Raw genomic sequence first — 18,278 nt, 5'->3', positions numbered from 1 at the left:
CCGCGTGGCCGACAAGTTTCAGTCGTGCAGGATTCCAGCAGCGGGAGGATTCAGTCCCGACGAATCTCGACACCCCAGAGGACGCGGCGGACCGTGCCCGTGAAGCCGCGACGTTGCGCCGTGGGTGTGGGGGCGGGCTCTGGTTCTGCCACGGGCTCAGACTCTGCTTCCGCCTCGGGCTGAGGCTCGGGCTCGGGCTGAGGCTCTGCCTCTGCCGCAGGCTCTGCTTCTGCTTCGGGCACAGGCTCGGGCTCGGGCTCTGCTACGGGCTCAGCTTCAGCCGCAGGCTCAGGCTCCGCCTCGGCTTCCGGCTCGGGCTCTGCTACGGGCTCAGCTTCAGCCGCAGGTTCGGGCTCGGCTTCGGGCTCGGGCTCGGGCTCAGCTTCAGGCTCGGGCCCGGGCTCGGGCTCGGGCTCTGTTACGGGCTCAGCTTCAGCCGCAGGCTCACGCTCTGCCTCGGCTTCCGGCTCGGGCACTGCCGCGGGCTCAGGCTCAGCCTCTGCCGCAGGCTCGGGCTCTGTTACGGGCTCAGCTTCAGCCGCAGGCTCAGGCTCAGCTTCGGCCGCAGGTTCGGCCTCAGGCTCCTGCTCCGGCCCTGGCTCTGCCTCGGCTTCCTCCACATCGCCGACGGCCTGGGCATCCTCAGCCTCGTGCTCGCCCGCAACTGTCGCGGCGGCAACGATTCCACTGCCCTTGGCCGCTGCCACCAACTCCTCGGCGAGCTCCTCGACAGGGCTCTCCTCGAGATCCGGGTGCGTACCACCGAGGGTGGACGGATCCTCCCGACCCTTAGGCGCCAGCATGATGTAGACCACCGCGCCGATGAACACGAACACCGACGTGAACGAATTCACCCGAATCCCGGCGATGTGCGTCGCGGTGTCATCGCGCAGCAGCTCGACCCAGAACCGGCCGACGCAGTAGCCGGCGACATACAGCGCGAACAACCGTCCGTGGCCCAACTTGAATCGCCGGTCGGCCCACAGCAGGAGCACGAAAACCAGAAGGTTCCAGAGCAATTCGTACAGGAACGTCGGCTGCACGACCGCAGCCACCTGGCCCGTGGACACGCCGTCGAGGGAGTGCACGTCGACCATGCCCGACGAGTCACGCCGGTAGAAGATCTCCAGGCCCCACGGCAACGTCGTCTCGCGGCCGTACAGCTCCTGGTTGAAGTAATTGCCGAGCCGGCCGATCGCCTGGGCGAGCACGATGCCGGGAGCGACCGCGTCGCCGAACGCCGGCAGCGGTATCCCTCTGCGCCGGCAGGCAATCCACGCGCCGACACCACCGAGGGCGACAGCACCCCAGATGCCCAACCCGCCGTCCCAGATTCGCAGCGCCGCGCCGATTCCGGCGCCACCCTCGCCGAAGTAGGTTCGCCAGTCGGTCATCAGGTGATATAGCCGGCCACCGATCAGGCCGAACGGCACCGCCCACAAGGCGATGTCGTAGATGACGCCGCGTTCACCGCCACGCGCCTCCCACCGGCGGTCCCCGATCATCAGCGCGGCGATGATGCCGGCGATGATGCACAGCGCATAGGCGCGGATCGGTACCGGGCCCAGATGCCAGACACCTTGTGACGGGCTCGGGAAATAGGCCAGGACAGTCGTCGTCACGAAGCGGGCACCTTCTGTCGCACACCAACGGCCAATTCTTCGGTCAACGCTCGCACGGCCGGAACCCCGTCGGTGAGCGCAGACACCAAGGCGGACCCGACGATCACCCCGTCGGCGAACGACGCGATCTCGGCGGCCTGCTCACGTGAGCGCACACCGAGACCAACCCCGACTGGAATGTCGGAGACATCCTTGACCCGGTGCACCAGTTCAGGTGCGGCGTGCGACACGACGTCGCGCGCCCCGGTGACACCCATCGTGGAAGCGGCATAGACGAAACCGCGGCACGACTGCACAGTCTTAGCGAGCCGCTCCGGCGTCGAGGACGGCGCCACCAGGAAGATGCGGTCCAGATTGTGGGCGTCAGAGGCGGCGAACCACTTGTCGGCCTCGTCGGGAATCAGGTCGGGCGTGATCATGCCCAAGCCGCCGGCAGCCGCCAGATCGCGAGCCCACGCGTCAACGCCGTAGTGCAACACCAGGTTCCAGTACGTCATCACAACCGGGTTGCCACCGGCAGCGCTGATGGCCTCAACGGCCCGCAGCGAGTCAGTCACCCGGACTCCGCCTTGCAGTGCGGTCTCGGTCGCAGTCGCGATTACCGGCCCGTCCATCCCGGGATCGGAGTAGGGCACACCGACTTCGATGATGTCGCAACCGGATTCGGTCATCGCCACCATGGCCTCGATCGAGGACTCGACGTCGGGATAGCCGGTGGGCAGGTACCCGATGAGGGCGGCGCGACCCTCGGCACGACACGAGTCGAAGACCTTCGCCAGCCGGCCCGGCTGGCTGTGCTGAACGGTCACAGGTCCCCCTTGGCCGGGTTGTCCATCAACCCGAACCACTTGGCTGCGGTCTCGACATCCTTGTCGCCACGGCCCGACAGGTTGACCACCACGATCGCACCGGTCCCCAACTCGGCCGCCAGTTTCACCGTGCCCGCCACCGCGTGCGCCGACTCGATGGCCGGGATGATGCCCTCCATCCGGCACAGCAGACCGAACGCATCCATCGCTTCGACGTCGGTGATCGGCTGGTACTCGGTACGGCCGATGTCCTTGAGGAAAGCGTGCTCGGGGCCGACTCCCGGATAGTCCAATCCGGCTGAGATCGAATGGGATTCGATGGTCTGGCCGTCGCGGTTCTGCAGCAGGTACGAGTACGAGCCCTGGAAAGCACCCTTCGTCCCACCGGTGAACGTGGCGGCATGGCGTCCGGTTTCGACACCGTCACCGGCGGCCTCGTAGCCGACGAGACGCACGGAGGGGTCGTCGATGAACGCGTGGAAGATCCCGATGGCATTGGATCCACCGCCTACACAGGCGGTCACCGCGTCCGGCAACCGGCCGGCCTGGGCGAGGATCTGGGTGCGGGTTTCCAACCCGATCACGCGCTGGAAATCACGCACCATCAACGGGAACGGGTGCGGGCCGGCCGCGGTACCGAAGCAGTAATACGTCTCGTCGGCATTGGTGACCCAGTCGCGGAAGGCTTCGTTGATGGCATCCTTCAACGTCTTCGAGCCCGACTCCACCGCGACGACCTCGGCGCCCAGCAGCCGCATCCGTGCCACGTTGAGCGCCTGGCGCGCGGTATCCACCGCCCCCATGTAGATCACGCACTCCAGCCCGAGCAGCGCGCAGGCCGTCGCGGTGGCCACGCCGTGCTGGCCCGCGCCGGTCTCGGCGATCACCCGGGTCTTGCCCATCTGCTTGGCCAGCAGTGCCTGCCCGAGGACGTTGTTGATCTTGTGCGAGCCGGTGTGGTTGAGGTCTTCGCGCTTGAGGAAGATCCGGGCTCCGCCGACGTGCTCGCTGAGCCTGACCGCCTCGTACAGCGGCGAGGGCCGGCCGGCGTAATGCGTCTGCAGGTTGTCGAGCCGATCGAGGAATTCCTGATCGGTGCGGGCTTTTTCGTAGGCGGCGGTCACCTCTTCGATGACGGCCATCAGCGCCTCGGGCACATAGCGGCCGCCGAACTCCCCGAAATGTCCGCGGGCGTCCGGATCGTGTGTGGTCGGCTCGGCAACGGCCGCACTGGTGCGCGGCACGTTCGGCGTCGAGATGTCAGCCACGACTCAGCGGGCGGGTTTCGGGCACGACGGATGGGCTCCCGCGGTCACCAGGTCAGCCACCGCGCTGCGGGGATCCCCACTGGTGACCAGACCCTCGCCGACCAGTACCGCGTCGGCGCCCGCACCGGCGTAGGCCAGCAGATCGGCGGTGCCGCGTACACCGGACTCGGCCACCCGGATGATGTCCGACGGCAGGCCCGGCGCAATGCGGGCGAAGCAATCCCGGTCCACTTCCAGCGTCTTGAGGTCGCGGGCGTTGACGCCGATGACCTTGGCCCCGGCCTGCAGCGCCCGGTCGGCCTCCTCCTCGGTGTGGACCTCGACCAGAGCGGTCATCCCCAACGATTCGGTGCGTTCGAGCATCGACTCCAGGGCCGGCTGCTCGAGTGCGGCAACGATCAGCAGCAGCATGTCTGCGCCGTGTGCCCTGGCCTCGTGAATCTGATACGGCCGGACGACGAAGTCCTTGCGCAGCACCGGAATTCTGACCGCGGCGCGCACGGCGTCGAGGTCGGCGAGCGAACCGTGGAATCGGCGCTCCTCGGTGAGCACGCTGATCACCCGGGCACCGCCGCTCTGGTAGGCGAGGGCCAACTCGGCGGGGTCTGCGATGTTAGCCAGTTGGCCGCGTGACGGGCTGGCGCGCTTGACTTCGGCGATGACCGCGATACCCGGAGCACGCAGCGCGGCAAGCACGTCAAGCGGGGCGGGTGCGGACTCGGCGGCTGCCTTGACCTCGGCGAGGCTCACGATCGCCTCGCGGGCGGCAACGTCAGCGCGGACTCCCTCGATGATGGAGTCGAGCACGGTTGCCGAACTCATGCCAGTCGGGTCCCTTCTTGCTGGTTCTGACCGTGACATTGATGTCCGTGAAAGGGTAGCCGCTCGATGGCCATCCCCCGTCACCGACCCTCGGTGTTCGACTCGGTCGGATCTTGGCCCTCGTCGAGCGCGTCCCACATGCTCCGTTCCGAGAGCCCTGCCTCGGGTTCCTCACCCCGGGTGGCCGCCCTCCGCGCTCCGGGAGCGGCGTACTTGGCTGCACCCTGCCGGGCGGTGCCTGCCGAACGCAGCAGCAGGACGGCAGCGACCAGGGTGCACAGCGCCGCCGCCAACGTCAGTGCCGCACCCGGGAGGTGCCGTTCACTGGCCACCAGCGAGGCCACCGGCACCTGGGCCAGTTCAGCGGCGCGGGGCCCGATGTCGGGCATCACGACCAGGCTGAGGCCCAGATAGCCCAGCACCAGGCTCACCGCGGCGACCAGGACCGCCACCGCGCGCAGCCCCCAACCGTGCACAGCCAGGCCGGCCACCGCCGCGGCCAGCAGCAGCACCGCCATCGGCAGCAGGGCATTGGACCAGGCGGCGCCGTTGAGCGTGGCCGTCTTGGGTTGTCCGAGTCCGTCGAACGAGGTGATCGCCGCCCAGGGCAGTCGCGAGGCCACCCACAGCCCCACGGCCGCGACGACCAACAGCAATTGCCCGAGACGGATCACGGCGCGCCCAGGGTCTCGGCAGCCGCAATAGCGTTGAGCACGGCCTTGGCCTTGTTGGCGGCCTCGTTGTACTCGTAGGGGCCGTTGGAGTCCGCGACCACGCCGCCACCGGCCTGCACATAGGCGGTTCCGTTACGCATCAGCGCGGTTCGGATCGCGATGGCGAAATCGGCATTGCCCGCGAAGTCCAGGTAGCCGACCACGCCGCCGTAGAGCCCGCGGCGGGTCTTCTCCACCTCTTCGATGAGTTCCATGGCGCGTACCTTCGGCGCCCCGGACAGGGTGCCGGCCGGGAAACAGGCCGTCACCGCGTCCAGCGCGGAGCGATGCTCGGCGAGCAGTCCGGTCACGGTGGACACCAGGTGCATGACGTGGCTGTACCGCTCGATGTGGCTGTAGTCCTCCACCCGCACGGTGCCCGGCACACACACCCGACCGAGGTCGTTGCGGCCGAGGTCGACCAGCATCAGGTGCTCGGCGCGTTCCTTCTCGTCGGACAGCAGTTCCTTCTCGAGAAGCTGGTCTTCCTCTTCGGTCTGACCCCGCCAGCGTGTTCCGGCGATGGGATGTGTTGTGGCCCAACCATCCTGGACCGTCACCAACGCCTCGGGACTGGACCCGACGATCGAAAACGCCGTTCCCCCAGCCTCATCGGGAACCTGCAGCAGATACATGTACGGGCTCGGGTTGGACACCCGCAGCATCCGGTAGACGTCGATCGGGTCGGCGTCGGTGTCCATCTCGAAGCGTTGCGAGGGAACCACCTGGAAGGCCTCGCCGGCCTCGATCTCGCCGACCAAACGTTCCACGACGGCGCTGTACTCCTGCATCGTGCGCTGGGAGCGGTGCCGAGGTTCGGGCCGGGAGAACGTGGCCACCGTCGACGGAAGCGGTTGCCCGAGCGCCGTGGTCATGACATCCAACCGGGCGACGGCGTCGTCGTAGGCCTCGTCGACGCGGTCGGCGGTGCCGTCCCAGTTCACCGCGTTGGCGATCAGGGTGATGGTGCCTTCGTGGTGGTCGACGGCGGCTAGATCGGTGGCCAGCAGCAGCAGCATGTCGGGCAGGCCGAGATCGTCGACGGCCAACTCCGGCAGGCGCTCGAGGCGGCGGACGAAGTCGTAGGCGAAGAACCCGACCATGCCCCCCGACAACGGAGGTACCCCCGCGAGCGGGCCGGTGGACAGCAGTTCGATGGTCTGGCGCAGCGCCTCCAGTGGGTCACCGCCGGTGGGCGCCCCCTGCGGGGTGGTGCCCAGCCAGACCGCCTCCCCGTCGCGCACGGTCAGCGCCGAGGGCGCACCGGCGCCGATGAACGACCATCGCGACCATGACCGGCCGTTCTCGGCGGACTCGAGCAGGAAGGTTCCCGGGCGGCTGGCGGCCAGCTTGCGGTACGCCGACAGCGGCGTCTCGCTGTCGGCGAGCACCTTGCGGGTCACCGGGACGACGCGGTGTTCAGCGGCCAGAATGCGGAACTCGTCGCGCGTGGTGGTGACGGCGAGGGTGGAGTGCACGGCTACATCTTCCCAGACTCACGGTGGCCGATTGACGGGCGTAGCCTGGTCACCCATGAAACGTGGTGACCGTGTAGCCGACTTCGAACTGCCCGACCAGACCGGCACAGTGCGCTCGCTGACCAGCCTGCTCGCCGACGGACCGATCGTGCTGTTCTTCTATCCCGCTGCGATGACGCCCGGGTGCACCAAGGAGGCCTGTCACTTCCGTGACCTGGCCGGCGAGTTCGCCGCCGTCGGTGCCTCGCGGGTCGGCATCAGCACCGACGCGGTCGACAAGCAGGCCAAGTTCGCCGAGTCCCAGCGTTTCGACTACCCGCTGCTGTCGGACGCCGACGGTGCGGTGGCCACCGCATTCGGGGTCAAGCGCGGACTGCTGGGCAAGTTCCTGCCCGTCAAGCGCACGACCTTCGTCATCGACACCGATCGCACGGTGCTCGAGGTGATCTCCAGCGAGGTCAACATGGACACCCACGCCGACAAGGCGCTCGAGGTTCTCAAGTCGCGCAAGTCGACGACGGGCTAGTTACTCCTCGCCCAACAGCAGATCGGCGTCGAAGCAGCTGTGATCGCCGGTGTGGCACGCCCCGCCGACCTGGTCGACCTCCAGCAACACGGCGTCGCCATCGCAGTCCAGCCGCACCGAGTGCACGTGCTGGGTGTGACCCGAGGTGGCGCCCTTGACCCAGTACTCGCCGCGCGAGCGCGAGTAGTAGGTCGCTTCGCGGGTTTCCAGCGTGCGGGCCAGGGCCTCGTCGTCCATCCAGGCGACCATCAGGACGTCGCCGGTGCCGCGCTCCTGGGCGATCGCGGCGAACAGCCCGTTGGCGTCGCGCTTGAGCCGCTTGGCGATCTGCGGGTCCAGGCTCATCGGACGATCACGCCCTGGGCGGCCATCGCGGACTTGACCTCACCGATGGTCAGCTCACGGAAGTGAAACACGCTGGCCGCCAACACTGCATCGGCACCGGCCTGCACGGCCGGAGTGAAATGCTCGACGGCCCCTGCCCCACCGCTGGCGATCACCGGCACCGTCACCGCCTTGCGGACGGCCTTGAGCATCGTGAGATCGAAACCGGCCTTGGTGCCGTCGGCATCCATCGAGTTCAGCAGGATCTCACCGACACCCAATTCGGCTCCGCGGGTTGCCCATTCGACCGCATCGATCCCGGTGCCCTGACGTCCGCCGTGGGTGGTGACCTCCCAGCCCGACGGCGTGGCCGGCGAACCCTCCGGCACCGTTCGGGCATCCACCGACAACACGATGCACTGCGATCCGAACTGGCGGGACAGCTCCGCGAGCAACTCCGGGCGTGCGATCGCCGCGGTATTCACCGACACCTTGTCCGCCCCGGCACGCAACAGCGAGTCCACGTCGGCCACCGAGCGCACACCGCCGCCGACGGTCAGCGGGATGAACACCTGCTCGGCGGTGCGGCGCACCACGTCGAGCATGGTGGCCCGGCCCGACGACGATGCCGTCACATCGAGGAAGCACAGCTCGTCGGCGCCCTCGGCGTCGTAGGCCGCGGCAAGTTCGACGGGATCGCCTGCGTCACGCAGGTTTTCGAAGTTCACTCCCTTGACCACCCGGCCGGCGTCGACGTCCAGGCAGGGAATCACACGTACCGCAACATCCATTACCGGTAGTCCTCCGGGGAGCCGACTCGATCCAGAATCTCCATGATGTGTTCGTGCACCCCGGGGGCGGCCGCCAGCGCCGAGCGCGACGACGCCGTCCACTGCTCGCCGGACAGGTCGGTGACGACTCCCCCCGCGGCGCGCACCAGTGCCACCCCGGCCGCGTGATCCCAGATGTGATCACCGAAACTGATTGCCCCACCGAGAACTCCGGCACCGACGTAGGCCAGGTCGATTCCCGTCGCGCCGTGCATCCGTAGTTTCGAGCACACCCGGCTGAGGTTCTCGAACACCGCCAGCCGGTAGCGCCCGGGGAACCGGCCGCCCCAGTCGACGTTGAAGGTGCCGATCCCGATGACGCACTGCGCAATCTCGCCGCGGTCGATCGGCGGCTGGGCCACCCCGTTGAAGTACACCGGGCCGCCGCGCACCGCGGTGTAGCGCTGGTCGGAGAACGGCAGCCAGGTCAGCCCGGCCACCGGCTCGCCCTCGCGCAGCAGACCGAGCAGGATCGCAGCCATCGGTGAGCCTGCCGCGTAGTTGAACGTCCCGTCGATCGGGTCGAGCACCCACACCAGGGGTGACTCGATATCCGCGCCGCCGAACTCCTCGCCGTGCACGCCGATTCCGGTGGCCGATTCCAGCGCCTGCACCACCTGCCGCTCGATGGCCAGGTCGACCTCGGTTGCGAAGTCGTTGCCCTTCTTCTGCACGGCCGATTCGGCCCGGTGACCGGCGACGAACGGTACGGACGCGTCATCCAGAATCGCCGCCGCCTGCGCCACGAGGGCCTCGAGATCCACCGACCGCGCTGCCATCGGGGTTACTGACTCACCGCGGCCAGCGCCTCCGGCAGCGTGAATCGGCCTGCGTAGAGCGCCTTTCCGACGATCGCGCCTTCCACACCGCTGTCGGTCAAGGTCGCGATGGCGCGCAGATCGTCCAGGCTCGACACCCCACCCGAGGCGATCACCGGGGAGTTGGTGCATTCGGCGACTCCCTCGAGCAGGTCGAGGTTGGGGCCGGTCAGCGTGCCGTCCTTGGTGACGTCGGTGACGACGAACCGCGAACACCCTTCACTGTCGAGACGCTCCAGCACGTGCCACAAGTCGCCGCCGTCGGTCTCCCAGCCGCGGCCGCGCAGCCGGTGCTCCCCGTCGACGATCTGCACGTCGAGGCCGACCGCGACCTTGTCGCCGTACTCGGCGATGGCAGCGGCGCACCACAGCGGATTCTCCAGCGCGGCGGTGCCGATGTTGACCCGCGCGCAGCCGGTGGCCAGCGCGGCCTTCAGCGACTCGTCGTCGCGGATTCCGCCCGACAGTTCGACTTTCACGTCGAGCTGGCCGACGAGCTCGGCCAGCAGCTCACGGTTGGAACCACGACCGAACGCCGCATCGAGGTCGACCAGATGTATCCATTCGGCACCGTCGCGCTGCCAGGTCAGGGCGGCGTCGAGCGCCGAACCATACTCGGTCTCGCTTCCGGCCTTGCCCTGTACCAGGCGGACCGCCTTGCCCTCGACCACGTCGACGGCAGGAAGAAGAATCAGTGGCACTCTTATAGCCCCTCAACCCAATTGGCGAGCAGCGCCGCACCGGCGTCGCCGCTCTTCTCCGGATGAAACTGTGTGGCCGACAACGGACCGTCTTCGACCGCGGCCAGGAAGCGCACATGGTGGCTCGCCCACGTCAGCAGCGCGCCGGGCGCACCCTCCCACTTCTGCGCCGCGTAGGAGTGCACGAAGTAGAACCGGGTGTCGGTGTCGATGCCCTTGAACAGCGCGCTGCCCGGCGCCGCCTCGACCACGTTCCAGCCCATGTGCGGGATCACCGGCGCATCCAGACGGGTGACCGAACCCGGCCACTGCCCACAGCCGACCGACTCCACACCGAACTCCACGCCGCGGGCGAACAGGATCTGCATGCCCACGCACACCCCGAGCACCGGCCGCCCCGCGGCCACCCGGTCGGCGATGATGCGTTCACCGCCGATGCCGCGCAGACCGGTCATGCAGGCTTCGTAAGCCCCGACGCCGGGAACCACCAGACCGTCGGCCTCCTGCGCACGGCGCGCATCGGAAGTGACCTCGACGTCGGCGCCGACGCGCTCCAGCGCGCGCTGCGCTGAACGCAGATTGCCCGAGCCGTAGTCGAGCACCACCACGGATTTTGCTGTCACAGGGCGCCTTTGGTGGACGGCACGCCGGCCACCCGGGGATCGGGCTCGACGGCCTGGCGCAGAGCACGCGCCACCGCCTTGTACTGCGCCTCGGTGATGTGGTGCGGGTCCCGGCCGTAGAGCGTGCGCACGTGCAGCGCGATGCGGGCATTGAAGGCGATCGACTCGAACACGTGCCGGTTGACCACGGTGTGATACGGCACGCTGGAGCCGGCAATGGTGAACTCGACCATGAACTCCGGCTCGCCGGTGTGCACGAAATACGGCCGGCCCGAGAGATCTACGGCGGCATGGGCCAGGGTTTCGTCCATCGGGATGAATGCGTCACCGAAGCGGCGGATGCCCTTCTTGTCACCGAGGGCCTGCCCCAGCGCGGTGCCCAGCACGATCGCGGTGTCCTCGATGGTGTGGTGCCCCTCGATATCGACATCACCGCGGGCGGTCACGGTCAGGTCGAAGCTGGCGTGGGTACCCAGCGAGGTCAGCATGTGGTCGAAGAACGGCACACCGGTGTCGATGCGGACGTCGCCGGTGCCGTCCAGGTCGAGTTCGACGACGATGTCGGACTCCTTGGTCTTGCGTTCGACCTTGGCCCGGCGCGTGGGCGTGGCCGTCGAGTTGGACACCGTGGTCATCTCGCTCCTAAGTGAGCCGGTTGGGAGGCGGCCAGCCGGGCACTGGCGGCCAGGAAGGCGTCGTTCTCGTCGGCCAATCCGATTGTGGTGCGCAGATATCCGGGTATCCGGACGTCGCGGATGAGGACGCCGTCTTCCAGGTACTGCTGCCAGGCGACCGCCGCGTCCGCGAACTCGCCGAACAGCACGAAGTTGGCATCGCTGGGGATGACACGAAAGCCCAGCTGCTCGAGTGCGGCACTGACCCGTTCCCGCTCGGCGATGAGTTCGGCGACGCTGCCCAGGGTGTCGTCGGCGTGGCGCAGGGCCGCGCGAGCGGCGACCTGGGTGAGCACCGACAGATGGTAGGGCAGGCGCACCAGCAGCACCGCGTCGATGATCGCCGGCGCCGCAACCAGATACCCGAGCCGGCCCCCGGCGAAGGCGAACGCCTTGCTCATGGTGCGCGACACGATCAGGCGGGCGGGGTACTCGTCGATCAACTCGATCGCGCTCGGCTGGCTGGAAAACTCACCGTAGGCCTCATCGACGATCAGAATGCCGTTCGTCATGACGTCCAGCAGTCGCCGAAGATCCTCGAGCGGGATGCTCTGCCCGGACGGGTTGTTCGGGCTGGCGACGAACACCACGTCGGGCCGACGCTCGGTTATGGCGGCAACCGCGGCGGCGACGTCGAGGCTGAAGTCGGCGGCCCGCACCGACTCGATCCACTCGGTCTGGGTGCCGCCCGAGATGATCGGGTGCATCGAGTAGGACGGCACGAACCCGATCGCGCTGCGGCCCGGCCCGCCGAAGGCCTGCAGCAGTTGCAGCAGTATTTCGTTGGATCCGTTTGCCGCCCAGACATTTTCGGTGCCGACAGTGACGCCGGTCTGCTTGCGCAGATAGGCGGCCAGATCGTTGCGCAGTTCGACGGCGTCGCGGTCTGGATAGCGGTGCAGGTCGGCAGCCGCCGCCTCGACCGAACGCGCGACGTCGTCGATGAGCGCCCGGCTCGGCGGGTGCGGATTCTCGTTGGTGTTCAGCCGCACCGGAACGTCGAGTTGCGGTGCACCGTAGGGCGACTTGCCACGCAGGTCGTCGCGCAGCGGCAGGTCGGCCAGCGTCACCTTGCTGCCCGGGGTCATGCTTCGAACCTCCGGCGCACGGCTTCGCCGTGCGCGGGCAGGTCCTCGGCCTTGGCCAGGGTGATGACGTGGCCGGCGACGTCCTTGAGTGCGGCCTCGGTGTAGTCGACGACGTGGATCCCGCGCAGGAACGTCTGCACCGACAGACCGCTGGAATGCCGTGCGCAGCCCGCGGTGGGCAGCACATGGTTGGAGCCCGCGCAGTAGTCACCCAGGCTGACCGGCGACCACGGCCCGACGAAGATCGCACCCGCCGCCCGGATCCGGCCCGCCACCTCGGCGGCGTCGACGGTCTGAATCTCGAGATGTTCTGCGGCATAGGCATTCACGACCCGCACACCGGTGTCGACGTCGTCGACCAGCACGATGGCCGACTGCTTGCCGGACAGCGCCTCGGTGACCCGCTCGCGGTGCACCGTCGTCTCCAGCTGGGTGGCCAGTTGGGCATCGGTGGCATCAGCCAGTTCGACGCTGTCGGTCACCAGCACGCTGGCTGCCATCACGTCGTGCTCGGCCTGGCTGATCAGGTCGGCGGCGACGTGCACCGGGTCGGCGGTGTGGTCGGCCAGGATCGCGATCTCGGTAGGGCCCGCCTCGGCGTCGATACCGACCTGGGAGCGGCAGATCCGCTTGGCCGCGGTGACGTAGATGTTGCCCGGGCCGGTGATCATGTCCACCGGGGCCAGCTCAGCGCCGTCGGTGTCGGTGCCGCCGAACGCGAGCAGCGCCACCGACTGTGCCCCGCCCACGGCCCACACCTCGTCGACGCCGAGCAGGGCTGCGGCGGCCAGGATCGTCGGGTGCGGCAATCCGCCGAACTGAGCCTGCGGCGGGCTGGCCACCACGAGCGACTCGACGCCGGCCGCCTGCGCGGGGACCACGTTCATCACGACGCTCGACGGATACACGGCGTTGCCGCCGGGCACGTAGAGACCGACCCGCTCGACTGGGACCCAGCGCTCGGTCACGGCGGCACCGGAGTCGAACAACGTCGTGATGTCGGTCCGGCGTTGGTCGGCGTGGACGGCGCGGGTGCGCTCGATCGCCACCTCCAGCGCGGCGCGCACCGCGGGGTCCAGCTCGGCGAGCGCCCCGGCCAGCGCGGAGGCGGGCACGCGCACGGTATCGGGTCGCACACCGTCGAACTTCTCGCCGTATTCAAGGGCCGCGACAGCACCGCGGGCAACCACGTCATCGACGATGGGACGCACCGTGGGCACCACGGAGTCGACGTCCACGCCGCCGCGCGGCAGCGCGGTGCGCAACTGGGCGGCGGTGAGATTTCGGCCGCGCAGGTCGATCCGGGACATCTCGAAGCTGGTCATTACTGCAATTGTCCCGTATCGGTGCACCCGATTAAAAATCGATTGGGCGCGGGCGGGGCCGAGCCGGATACTGCGGTAATGCAATGGGACCTGTGGCTGGCGTTCGTGGGCGCCTCGATCGCGATCAGCGTCTCCCCCGGCGCCGGTGCGATCCAGTCCATGTCCACCGGTCTGAGCCACGGGCTGCGCCGCGGTTACTGGAGCATCACCGGCCTCGAAATCGGGCTGATGCTGCAGCTCGCGGCGGTTGCCGTCGGCCTGGGCGCGGCCGTGGCCAAGTCGGTGGTCGCGTTCACCGTCATCAAGTGGATCGGCGTGCTGTACCTGATCTACCTGGCTGTTCGGCAATGGCGTACCCGCCCCGGTGACCTCGGCGAGCAACTCACCGCCAGCGTCGACAGCAGCCGATTCGCCCTGCTCATGCGCGGATTTCTGGTGAATGTGACCAACCCGAAGGGCCTGGTGTTCCTGCTCGCGGTGCTGCCGCAGTTCGTGGTGCCGACCGCACCGCTGCTGCCTCAGTATCTGACGATCGCAGCGACGATGGTCGTCGTCGACCTGGTAGTGATGGGCGCCTACACCGGACTTTCGGTCCGGCTGCTGGCCTGGCTGCGCACGCCGCGCCAGCAGACGATCATGAACCGCACCTTCTCCGGCTTGTTCGCCACCGCCGCCGTGGTGCTCTCGCTGGTGCGCCGCGGTGCGACGGCCTGAGACGGCAGGGGGCAAGATGGGGCGCATGTCGACCAAGGATCATCCGAACAATGCCCCCGGTGTGCCGATGAAGTTCCCGGTCTGGTTCGAGAACTTCCAGATCAAGTACTTCAACCCGGCGGTCCGTCCGATCGCGAAGTATCTGCCGGGGATGGCTGTCATCTCCCATCGCGGGCGCACGTCCGGGACCGTCTACGAGACGGTCGTCACGCCCTACCGCAAGGGCGCCACGCTGGCGGTACTGCTGGCCCACGGCAAGACCAACTGGGTGAAGAACATCCTGGCGGCCGGCGAGGCCGACATCCACTTCAAGGGCAAAGACCTGCACCTGGTCAATCCGCGGGTGCTGCCCGCGGGCACCGACGACCCGAACCTGCCGCGGGTGGCGCAGTCGGGTCTGCGGCGCGGTGTGGGTGCCTTCGTCGCCGACATCGCCGGATAGCTCAGAGGTCGAGGCCGACGTCGAGCACCCGCACCGAGTGGGTCAGCGCGCCCACCGCCAGGTAGTCGACACCTGTCCCGGCGTACTCGGCGGCCGAGTCCAGACTCAGCCCGCCTGAGGACTCGAGCAGCACGCCGGGTGCTCGCGCGTCGCGGCGCTGGACCGCGATCTGGGTCTGCCACACCGGGAAGTTATCCAGCAGGATCAACTGAACGTCCTCGGCGAGGACCTCGTCGAGCTGTTCGAGGGTGTCGACCTCGACCTCGCACGGTAGATCCGGGGCGGCTGCCCGGACCGCGCGCAGTGCCGCGACCACCGAGCCGGCGGCGGCCACGTGGTTGTCCTTGATCAGGGCGGCATCGCCGAGCCCCATGCGGTGGTTCACCCCGCCGCCCACGCGCACCGCGTACTTCTGCAGGGCGCGCAGACCCGGCAGCGTCTTGCGGGTGTCCCGGATCTTGGCTGCGGTGCCCTCGACGGCATCCACCCACGCCGCGGTGGCCGTGGCGATCCCGGACAGGTGACAGACCAGGTTGAGCAGGGTGCGTTCGGCGGTCAGCAGGCCGCGCGTCGGCGCCTGGACCCGCAGCAGTGCCGCTCCGGCCTCCAGTCGGGTGCCGTCGGCGACCCGGTCCACCACGCGGTAACCGTCTGGGCCGAGGACCTCGTCGAGCACCAGCAGTGCCACGTCGACGCCTGCGGCGACGCCCGGCTCCCTGGTGACCAGTGCGGCCAGCGTTTCGGCGTCTTCGGGCACGGTGGCAAGGGTGGTGACGTCGGGGCCGTAGCGCAGGTCTTCGTCGAGGCCGCGGCGGATCGTGACCAGCGCTTCGGCTAGTTCGTCTGCAGTGAGGGTCATGGCAGGCAGGCGGCGGCCGGTTCGGCATGCAGGATGCGGCTGTAGGCCTGCGCCGGGTCGGTCTGTGGGTAGTCACCGCGGTGGTGGCAGCCGCGGGTTTCGGTGCGCGCCAGCGCGGCGGCGGCCACGATCCGGGCGGTGGCCGTCAGTGCGACGTCCTCGAAATCGGCGCGACTGCTGAGCGGCCGCGGTGTCGCCCGGGCCAGCGTGTCGGCGAGTTCGCCGAGACCGTGGGCGTCGCGGTCGACCGAGGCGTAGCGCGTCATCGCCGACTGGAGCAGCCTTCGATCCAGCGAATCCCGTTGCATCGGTTCATATTTAGCCAGTGAGACGGCGGCGGTTGCCGCGTGTCCGGCGGCCGCCCGACCGGCGCGGCCGCCCACGACCAGACCCTCGAGCAGGCTGTTGGACGCCAACCGGTTCGCCCCGTGCATTCCGGTGCGGGCCACCTCGCCGGCGGCGAAGAGCCCGGGCAACTCGGTGCGGCCGTACACGTCGGTGCTGACCCCGCCGCAGCTGTAGTGGGCACCGGGCACAACCGGAATCGGTTGTGTCGTCGGGTCGATACCCGCTGCGTGGCAGGCCGCGGTCACCGTCGGGAAGCGCCGCTCGAAATGGTCGATGGACCGTGCGTCGAGGAACACGCACTCGTCGCCGGTGTCCCGCAGCCGCGCCTCGATGGCGGCTGCCACCACGTCGCGCGGGGCCAGGTCGCCCATCGGGTGTACGCCGGCGGTCACCGATTCACCCCTGGCGTCCCGCAGCACCGCACCCTCGCCCCGCAACGCCTCGGTGATCAGCGGCCTGCGGCCGCCGGCGTCACGGGCAAAGAGCATCGTGGGATGGAACTGGATGAACTCGACGTCACTGACCCCGACACCGGCCCACAACGCCAGCGCGATTCCGTCGCCGGTGGATCCTTCGGGATTGGTTGTGGCGCTGTAGAGATGCCCCGCGCCGCCGGTGGCCAAGATGACCGACGGGGCATGGACCACACCGAGCCCATCGGGGTTGCGCACCAGCACACCGGTGACGGCCGTGCCGTCGTGGAGGATCTCCAGCGCCACATGGTTACGCCGGATGTCCAAGGTGGCGGCCGCGTGGTTGAGCGCGCGCTGCACCTCGGCGCCGGTTGCGTCGCCGCCGGCATGGATGATCCGGCGGACCGAGTGCCCGCCCTCCCGGGTGAGCGCCCACTGGCCCGGTGCACTCTCGTCGAACCGGGCACCGTCGTCGACCAGGTCGGCGACTGCCGCGTAGCCGTCGGCGACGATGGAGCGCACCGCATCCGGATCGCACAGGCCGGCACCGGCTGACAGGGTATCCCGCACGTGGGCGTCGACGGAGTCGTCGGTGTGCGGCAACACGACCGCGATGCCGCCCTGGGCATGGAACGTCGCCGTGTCGTCAGCCTTGCTCAAAATGACGGTGCGACTGCCTCTTCGGTGCGCGGCCAGGGCCGCTGCCAATCCTGCGACGCCGGTGCCGATCACCACCACATCGGCACGCTGCTGCCAGTCCACGCCCGCAGTGCTTGCGCCGCAGCCGAACTGGCGTGTCATTCTCCGCCGCCAGGCTGGCCGATCTCGATCATCCGCTGCACGCTGGCGCGGGCCAGTCGGGCGGTTTCGGGATCGACATCGACCTCGTCGGCGACCTCGACCAGGCAGCGCAGCACGGCGGCGGGCGTGATCATCTTCATGTACTTGCACGATGCGCGGTCGTTGACCGCTTGGAAGTCGATACCCGGTGCGGCACGGCGCAACTGGTGCAACATGCCGACCTCGGTGGCCACCAGAACCTGCTTGGCATCCGAGGACTTCGCAGCATCCAGCATGCCGCCGGTGGACAGGATCTTGACCCGGTCGGCCGGGAAGGCGCCCTCGCCGGCGAGGTACAGCGCCGAGGTGGCGCAGCCGCACTCCGGATGCACGTAGAGCTCGGCGTCGGGATGACTACGGGCCTGCGCGGCCAGTTCATCGCCGTTGATGCCGGCATGGACGTGGCACTCGCCGGCCCAGATCTGCAGGTTCTCCCGGCCGGTCATCCGGCGGACATGCGCGCCGAGGAACTGATCCGGGCAGAACAGCACCTCGCGGTCGGCCGGGATGGAGTTCACCACCTCGACGGCGTTGGACGAGGTGCAGCAGATGTCCGTCAGCGCCTTCACCGCCGCCGTGGTGTTGACGTAGGACACCACCACGGCGTCAGGGTATTCGTTCTTCCACGCCCGCAGATCGTCGGCGGTGATCGAGTCCGCCAGCGAGCAGCCTGCCCGCTGATCGGGGATCAGCACCGTCTTGTCCGGGCTGAGGATCTTCGCCGTCTCGGCCATGAAGTGCACGCCGCAGAAGACGATGGTGTCCTCGGGGGCGGCGGCCGCGATCCGGGACAACGCCAGCGAGTCGCCGACGTGATCGGCAACGTCCTGGATGGCAGGCAGCTGGTAATTGTGCGCCAGGATGGTCGCGCCCCGCAGGGTGGCAAGGCGGCGGACCTCGGCCGCCCACTCCTCGTCACCGATCACGCCGGAGTATCCGCCGGGTCCGTCGGTGATGTGTGCGGCCAGTCCACCGGGGGCCGAATCCGCACGATCCAGGACGGTCATAGCCGCCTCCTGTCTGGTGTCCGGGGTTTTCGAC

At 68.7% G+C, this 18,278-nt stretch carries 20 protein-coding genes; 3 read left to right on the top strand and 17 right to left on the bottom strand.

Going from position 1 to position 18,278, the window contains the following annotated elements; genetic code table 11:
* Positions 1-50 precede the first annotated feature (50 nt).
* The 6 genes from lgt to OG976_RS26230 all read right to left on the bottom strand — a co-directional run bounded on the left by lgt (position 51) and on the right by OG976_RS26230 (position 6,712).
* Positions 51-1,622: a prolipoprotein diacylglyceryl transferase gene (gene lgt / locus OG976_RS26255; protein ID WP_328355848.1), complete on the bottom strand. Its 1,572-nt coding sequence runs from the start codon at positions 1,620-1,622 to the stop codon at positions 51-53.
* A complete protein-coding gene (trpA, locus tag OG976_RS26250) occupies positions 1,619-2,431 on the bottom strand; it encodes a tryptophan synthase subunit alpha (RefSeq protein ID WP_328355845.1) in 813 nt (270 codons plus the stop codon). Before trpA ends, lgt begins: the two co-directional genes overlap by 4 nt.
* Complete coding sequence (trpB, locus tag OG976_RS26245) at positions 2,428-3,699, bottom strand: tryptophan synthase subunit beta (RefSeq protein ID WP_328355842.1); 1,272 nt, start codon at positions 3,697-3,699, stop codon at positions 2,428-2,430. The genes trpA and trpB overlap by 4 nt, the downstream gene beginning before the upstream one ends.
* Positions 3,700-3,702: 3 nt before the next feature.
* Positions 3,703-4,521 carry an indole-3-glycerol phosphate synthase TrpC gene (trpC, locus tag OG976_RS26240; protein ID WP_328355839.1) on the bottom strand — a complete coding sequence of 273 codons (819 nt, stop codon included), beginning with the start codon at positions 4,519-4,521 and terminating at the stop codon, positions 3,703-3,705.
* A gap of 80 nt (positions 4,522-4,601) precedes the next feature.
* Positions 4,602-5,195: a TIGR02234 family membrane protein gene (locus tag OG976_RS26235; protein WP_328355836.1), complete on the bottom strand. Its 594-nt coding sequence runs from the start codon at positions 5,193-5,195 to the stop codon at positions 4,602-4,604.
* A complete protein-coding gene (locus tag OG976_RS26230) occupies positions 5,192-6,712 on the bottom strand; it encodes an anthranilate synthase component I (protein WP_328355833.1) in 1,521 nt (506 codons plus the stop codon). The genes OG976_RS26235 and OG976_RS26230 overlap by 4 nt, the downstream gene beginning before the upstream one ends.
* Before the next feature lie 55 nt (positions 6,713-6,767).
* Here OG976_RS26230 and OG976_RS26225 point away from each other — a divergent pair, with 55 nt between their 5' ends.
* Positions 6,768-7,238 (top strand): peroxiredoxin, encoded by a 471-nt coding sequence (locus tag OG976_RS26225; protein ID WP_328355830.1) that lies wholly within the window; start codon positions 6,768-6,770, stop codon positions 7,236-7,238.
* Here the strand turns inward: OG976_RS26225 and hisI are convergent, their stop codons facing one another.
* Genes hisI through hisD form a run of 8 tightly spaced genes read right to left on the bottom strand, consistent with a single transcriptional unit; the run spans position 7,239 to position 13,621 of the window.
* On the bottom strand, positions 7,239-7,583 hold the full coding sequence (hisI, locus tag OG976_RS26220) for a phosphoribosyl-AMP cyclohydrolase (RefSeq protein ID WP_328355825.1): 345 nt from the start codon (positions 7,581-7,583) through the stop codon (positions 7,239-7,241). It lies immediately after the preceding gene.
* Complete coding sequence (hisF, locus tag OG976_RS26215; protein ID WP_328355822.1) at positions 7,580-8,353, bottom strand: imidazole glycerol phosphate synthase subunit HisF; 774 nt, start codon at positions 8,351-8,353, stop codon at positions 7,580-7,582. Before hisF ends, hisI begins: the two co-directional genes overlap by 4 nt.
* Positions 8,353-9,171, bottom strand: a complete 819-nt coding sequence (locus OG976_RS26210) for an inositol monophosphatase family protein (RefSeq protein ID WP_328355819.1) — start codon at positions 9,169-9,171, stop codon at positions 8,353-8,355. The genes hisF and OG976_RS26210 overlap by 1 nt, the downstream gene beginning before the upstream one ends.
* Positions 9,172-9,176: 5 nt before the next feature.
* Positions 9,177-9,911 carry a bifunctional 1-(5-phosphoribosyl)-5-((5-phosphoribosylamino)methylideneamino)imidazole-4-carboxamide isomerase/phosphoribosylanthranilate isomerase PriA gene (gene priA, locus OG976_RS26205; protein WP_328355816.1) on the bottom strand — a complete coding sequence of 245 codons (735 nt, stop codon included), beginning with the start codon at positions 9,909-9,911 and terminating at the stop codon, positions 9,177-9,179.
* Positions 9,912-9,913: 2 nt separating this feature from the next.
* Complete coding sequence (gene hisH / locus OG976_RS26200) at positions 9,914-10,534, bottom strand: imidazole glycerol phosphate synthase subunit HisH (protein WP_328355813.1); 621 nt, start codon at positions 10,532-10,534, stop codon at positions 9,914-9,916.
* A complete protein-coding gene (hisB, locus tag OG976_RS26195; protein WP_328355810.1) occupies positions 10,531-11,169 on the bottom strand; it encodes an imidazoleglycerol-phosphate dehydratase HisB in 639 nt (212 codons plus the stop codon). Before hisB ends, hisH begins: the two co-directional genes overlap by 4 nt.
* The gene (locus OG976_RS26190) at positions 11,166-12,296 is read right to left on the bottom strand and encodes a histidinol-phosphate transaminase (RefSeq protein ID WP_328355807.1); all 1,131 of its coding nucleotides are present in this window, start codon (positions 12,294-12,296) and stop codon (positions 11,166-11,168) included. The genes hisB and OG976_RS26190 overlap by 4 nt, the downstream gene beginning before the upstream one ends.
* On the bottom strand, positions 12,293-13,621 hold the full coding sequence (gene hisD / locus OG976_RS26185; RefSeq protein WP_328355804.1) for a histidinol dehydrogenase: 1,329 nt from the start codon (positions 13,619-13,621) through the stop codon (positions 12,293-12,295). Before hisD ends, OG976_RS26190 begins: the two co-directional genes overlap by 4 nt.
* A 78-nt stretch (positions 13,622-13,699) precedes the next feature.
* On the opposite strand from hisD, the gene OG976_RS26180 reads away from it, so the two are divergent.
* Both OG976_RS26180 and OG976_RS26175 read left to right on the top strand, forming a co-directional pair.
* Positions 13,700-14,335, top strand: a complete 636-nt coding sequence (locus tag OG976_RS26180; RefSeq protein ID WP_328355801.1) for a LysE family transporter — start codon at positions 13,700-13,702, stop codon at positions 14,333-14,335.
* 25 nt (positions 14,336-14,360) lie between these two features.
* Positions 14,361-14,777 carry a nitroreductase family deazaflavin-dependent oxidoreductase gene (locus OG976_RS26175; protein ID WP_328355798.1) on the top strand — a complete coding sequence of 139 codons (417 nt, stop codon included), beginning with the start codon at positions 14,361-14,363 and terminating at the stop codon, positions 14,775-14,777.
* Between the two features lies 1 nt (position 14,778).
* On the opposite strand, the gene nadC is transcribed toward OG976_RS26175, so the two are convergent.
* Genes nadC through nadA form a run of 3 tightly spaced genes read right to left on the bottom strand, consistent with a single transcriptional unit; the run spans position 14,779 to position 18,244 of the window.
* Positions 14,779-15,636, bottom strand: coding sequence for a carboxylating nicotinate-nucleotide diphosphorylase (nadC, locus tag OG976_RS26170; RefSeq protein ID WP_328355795.1), 858 nt, complete (start codon positions 15,634-15,636; stop codon positions 14,779-14,781).
* On the bottom strand, positions 15,633-17,198 hold the full coding sequence (locus OG976_RS26165; protein ID WP_328355792.1) for an L-aspartate oxidase: 1,566 nt from the start codon (positions 17,196-17,198) through the stop codon (positions 15,633-15,635). The genes nadC and OG976_RS26165 overlap by 4 nt, the downstream gene beginning before the upstream one ends.
* Complete coding sequence (gene nadA / locus OG976_RS26160; RefSeq protein WP_328355789.1) at positions 17,195-18,244, bottom strand: quinolinate synthase NadA; 1,050 nt, start codon at positions 18,242-18,244, stop codon at positions 17,195-17,197. Before nadA ends, OG976_RS26165 begins: the two co-directional genes overlap by 4 nt.
* Positions 18,245-18,278 lie beyond the last annotated feature (34 nt).

Origin of the sequence: Mycobacterium sp. NBC_00419 (genome assembly GCF_036023875.1) — a bacterium.
Taxonomy (GTDB): Bacteria; Actinomycetota; Actinomycetes; order Mycobacteriales; family Mycobacteriaceae; genus Mycobacterium.
Note: the sequence above shows the minus strand (reverse complement) of the source record. Positions and strands in the feature narration are given on the sequence as shown.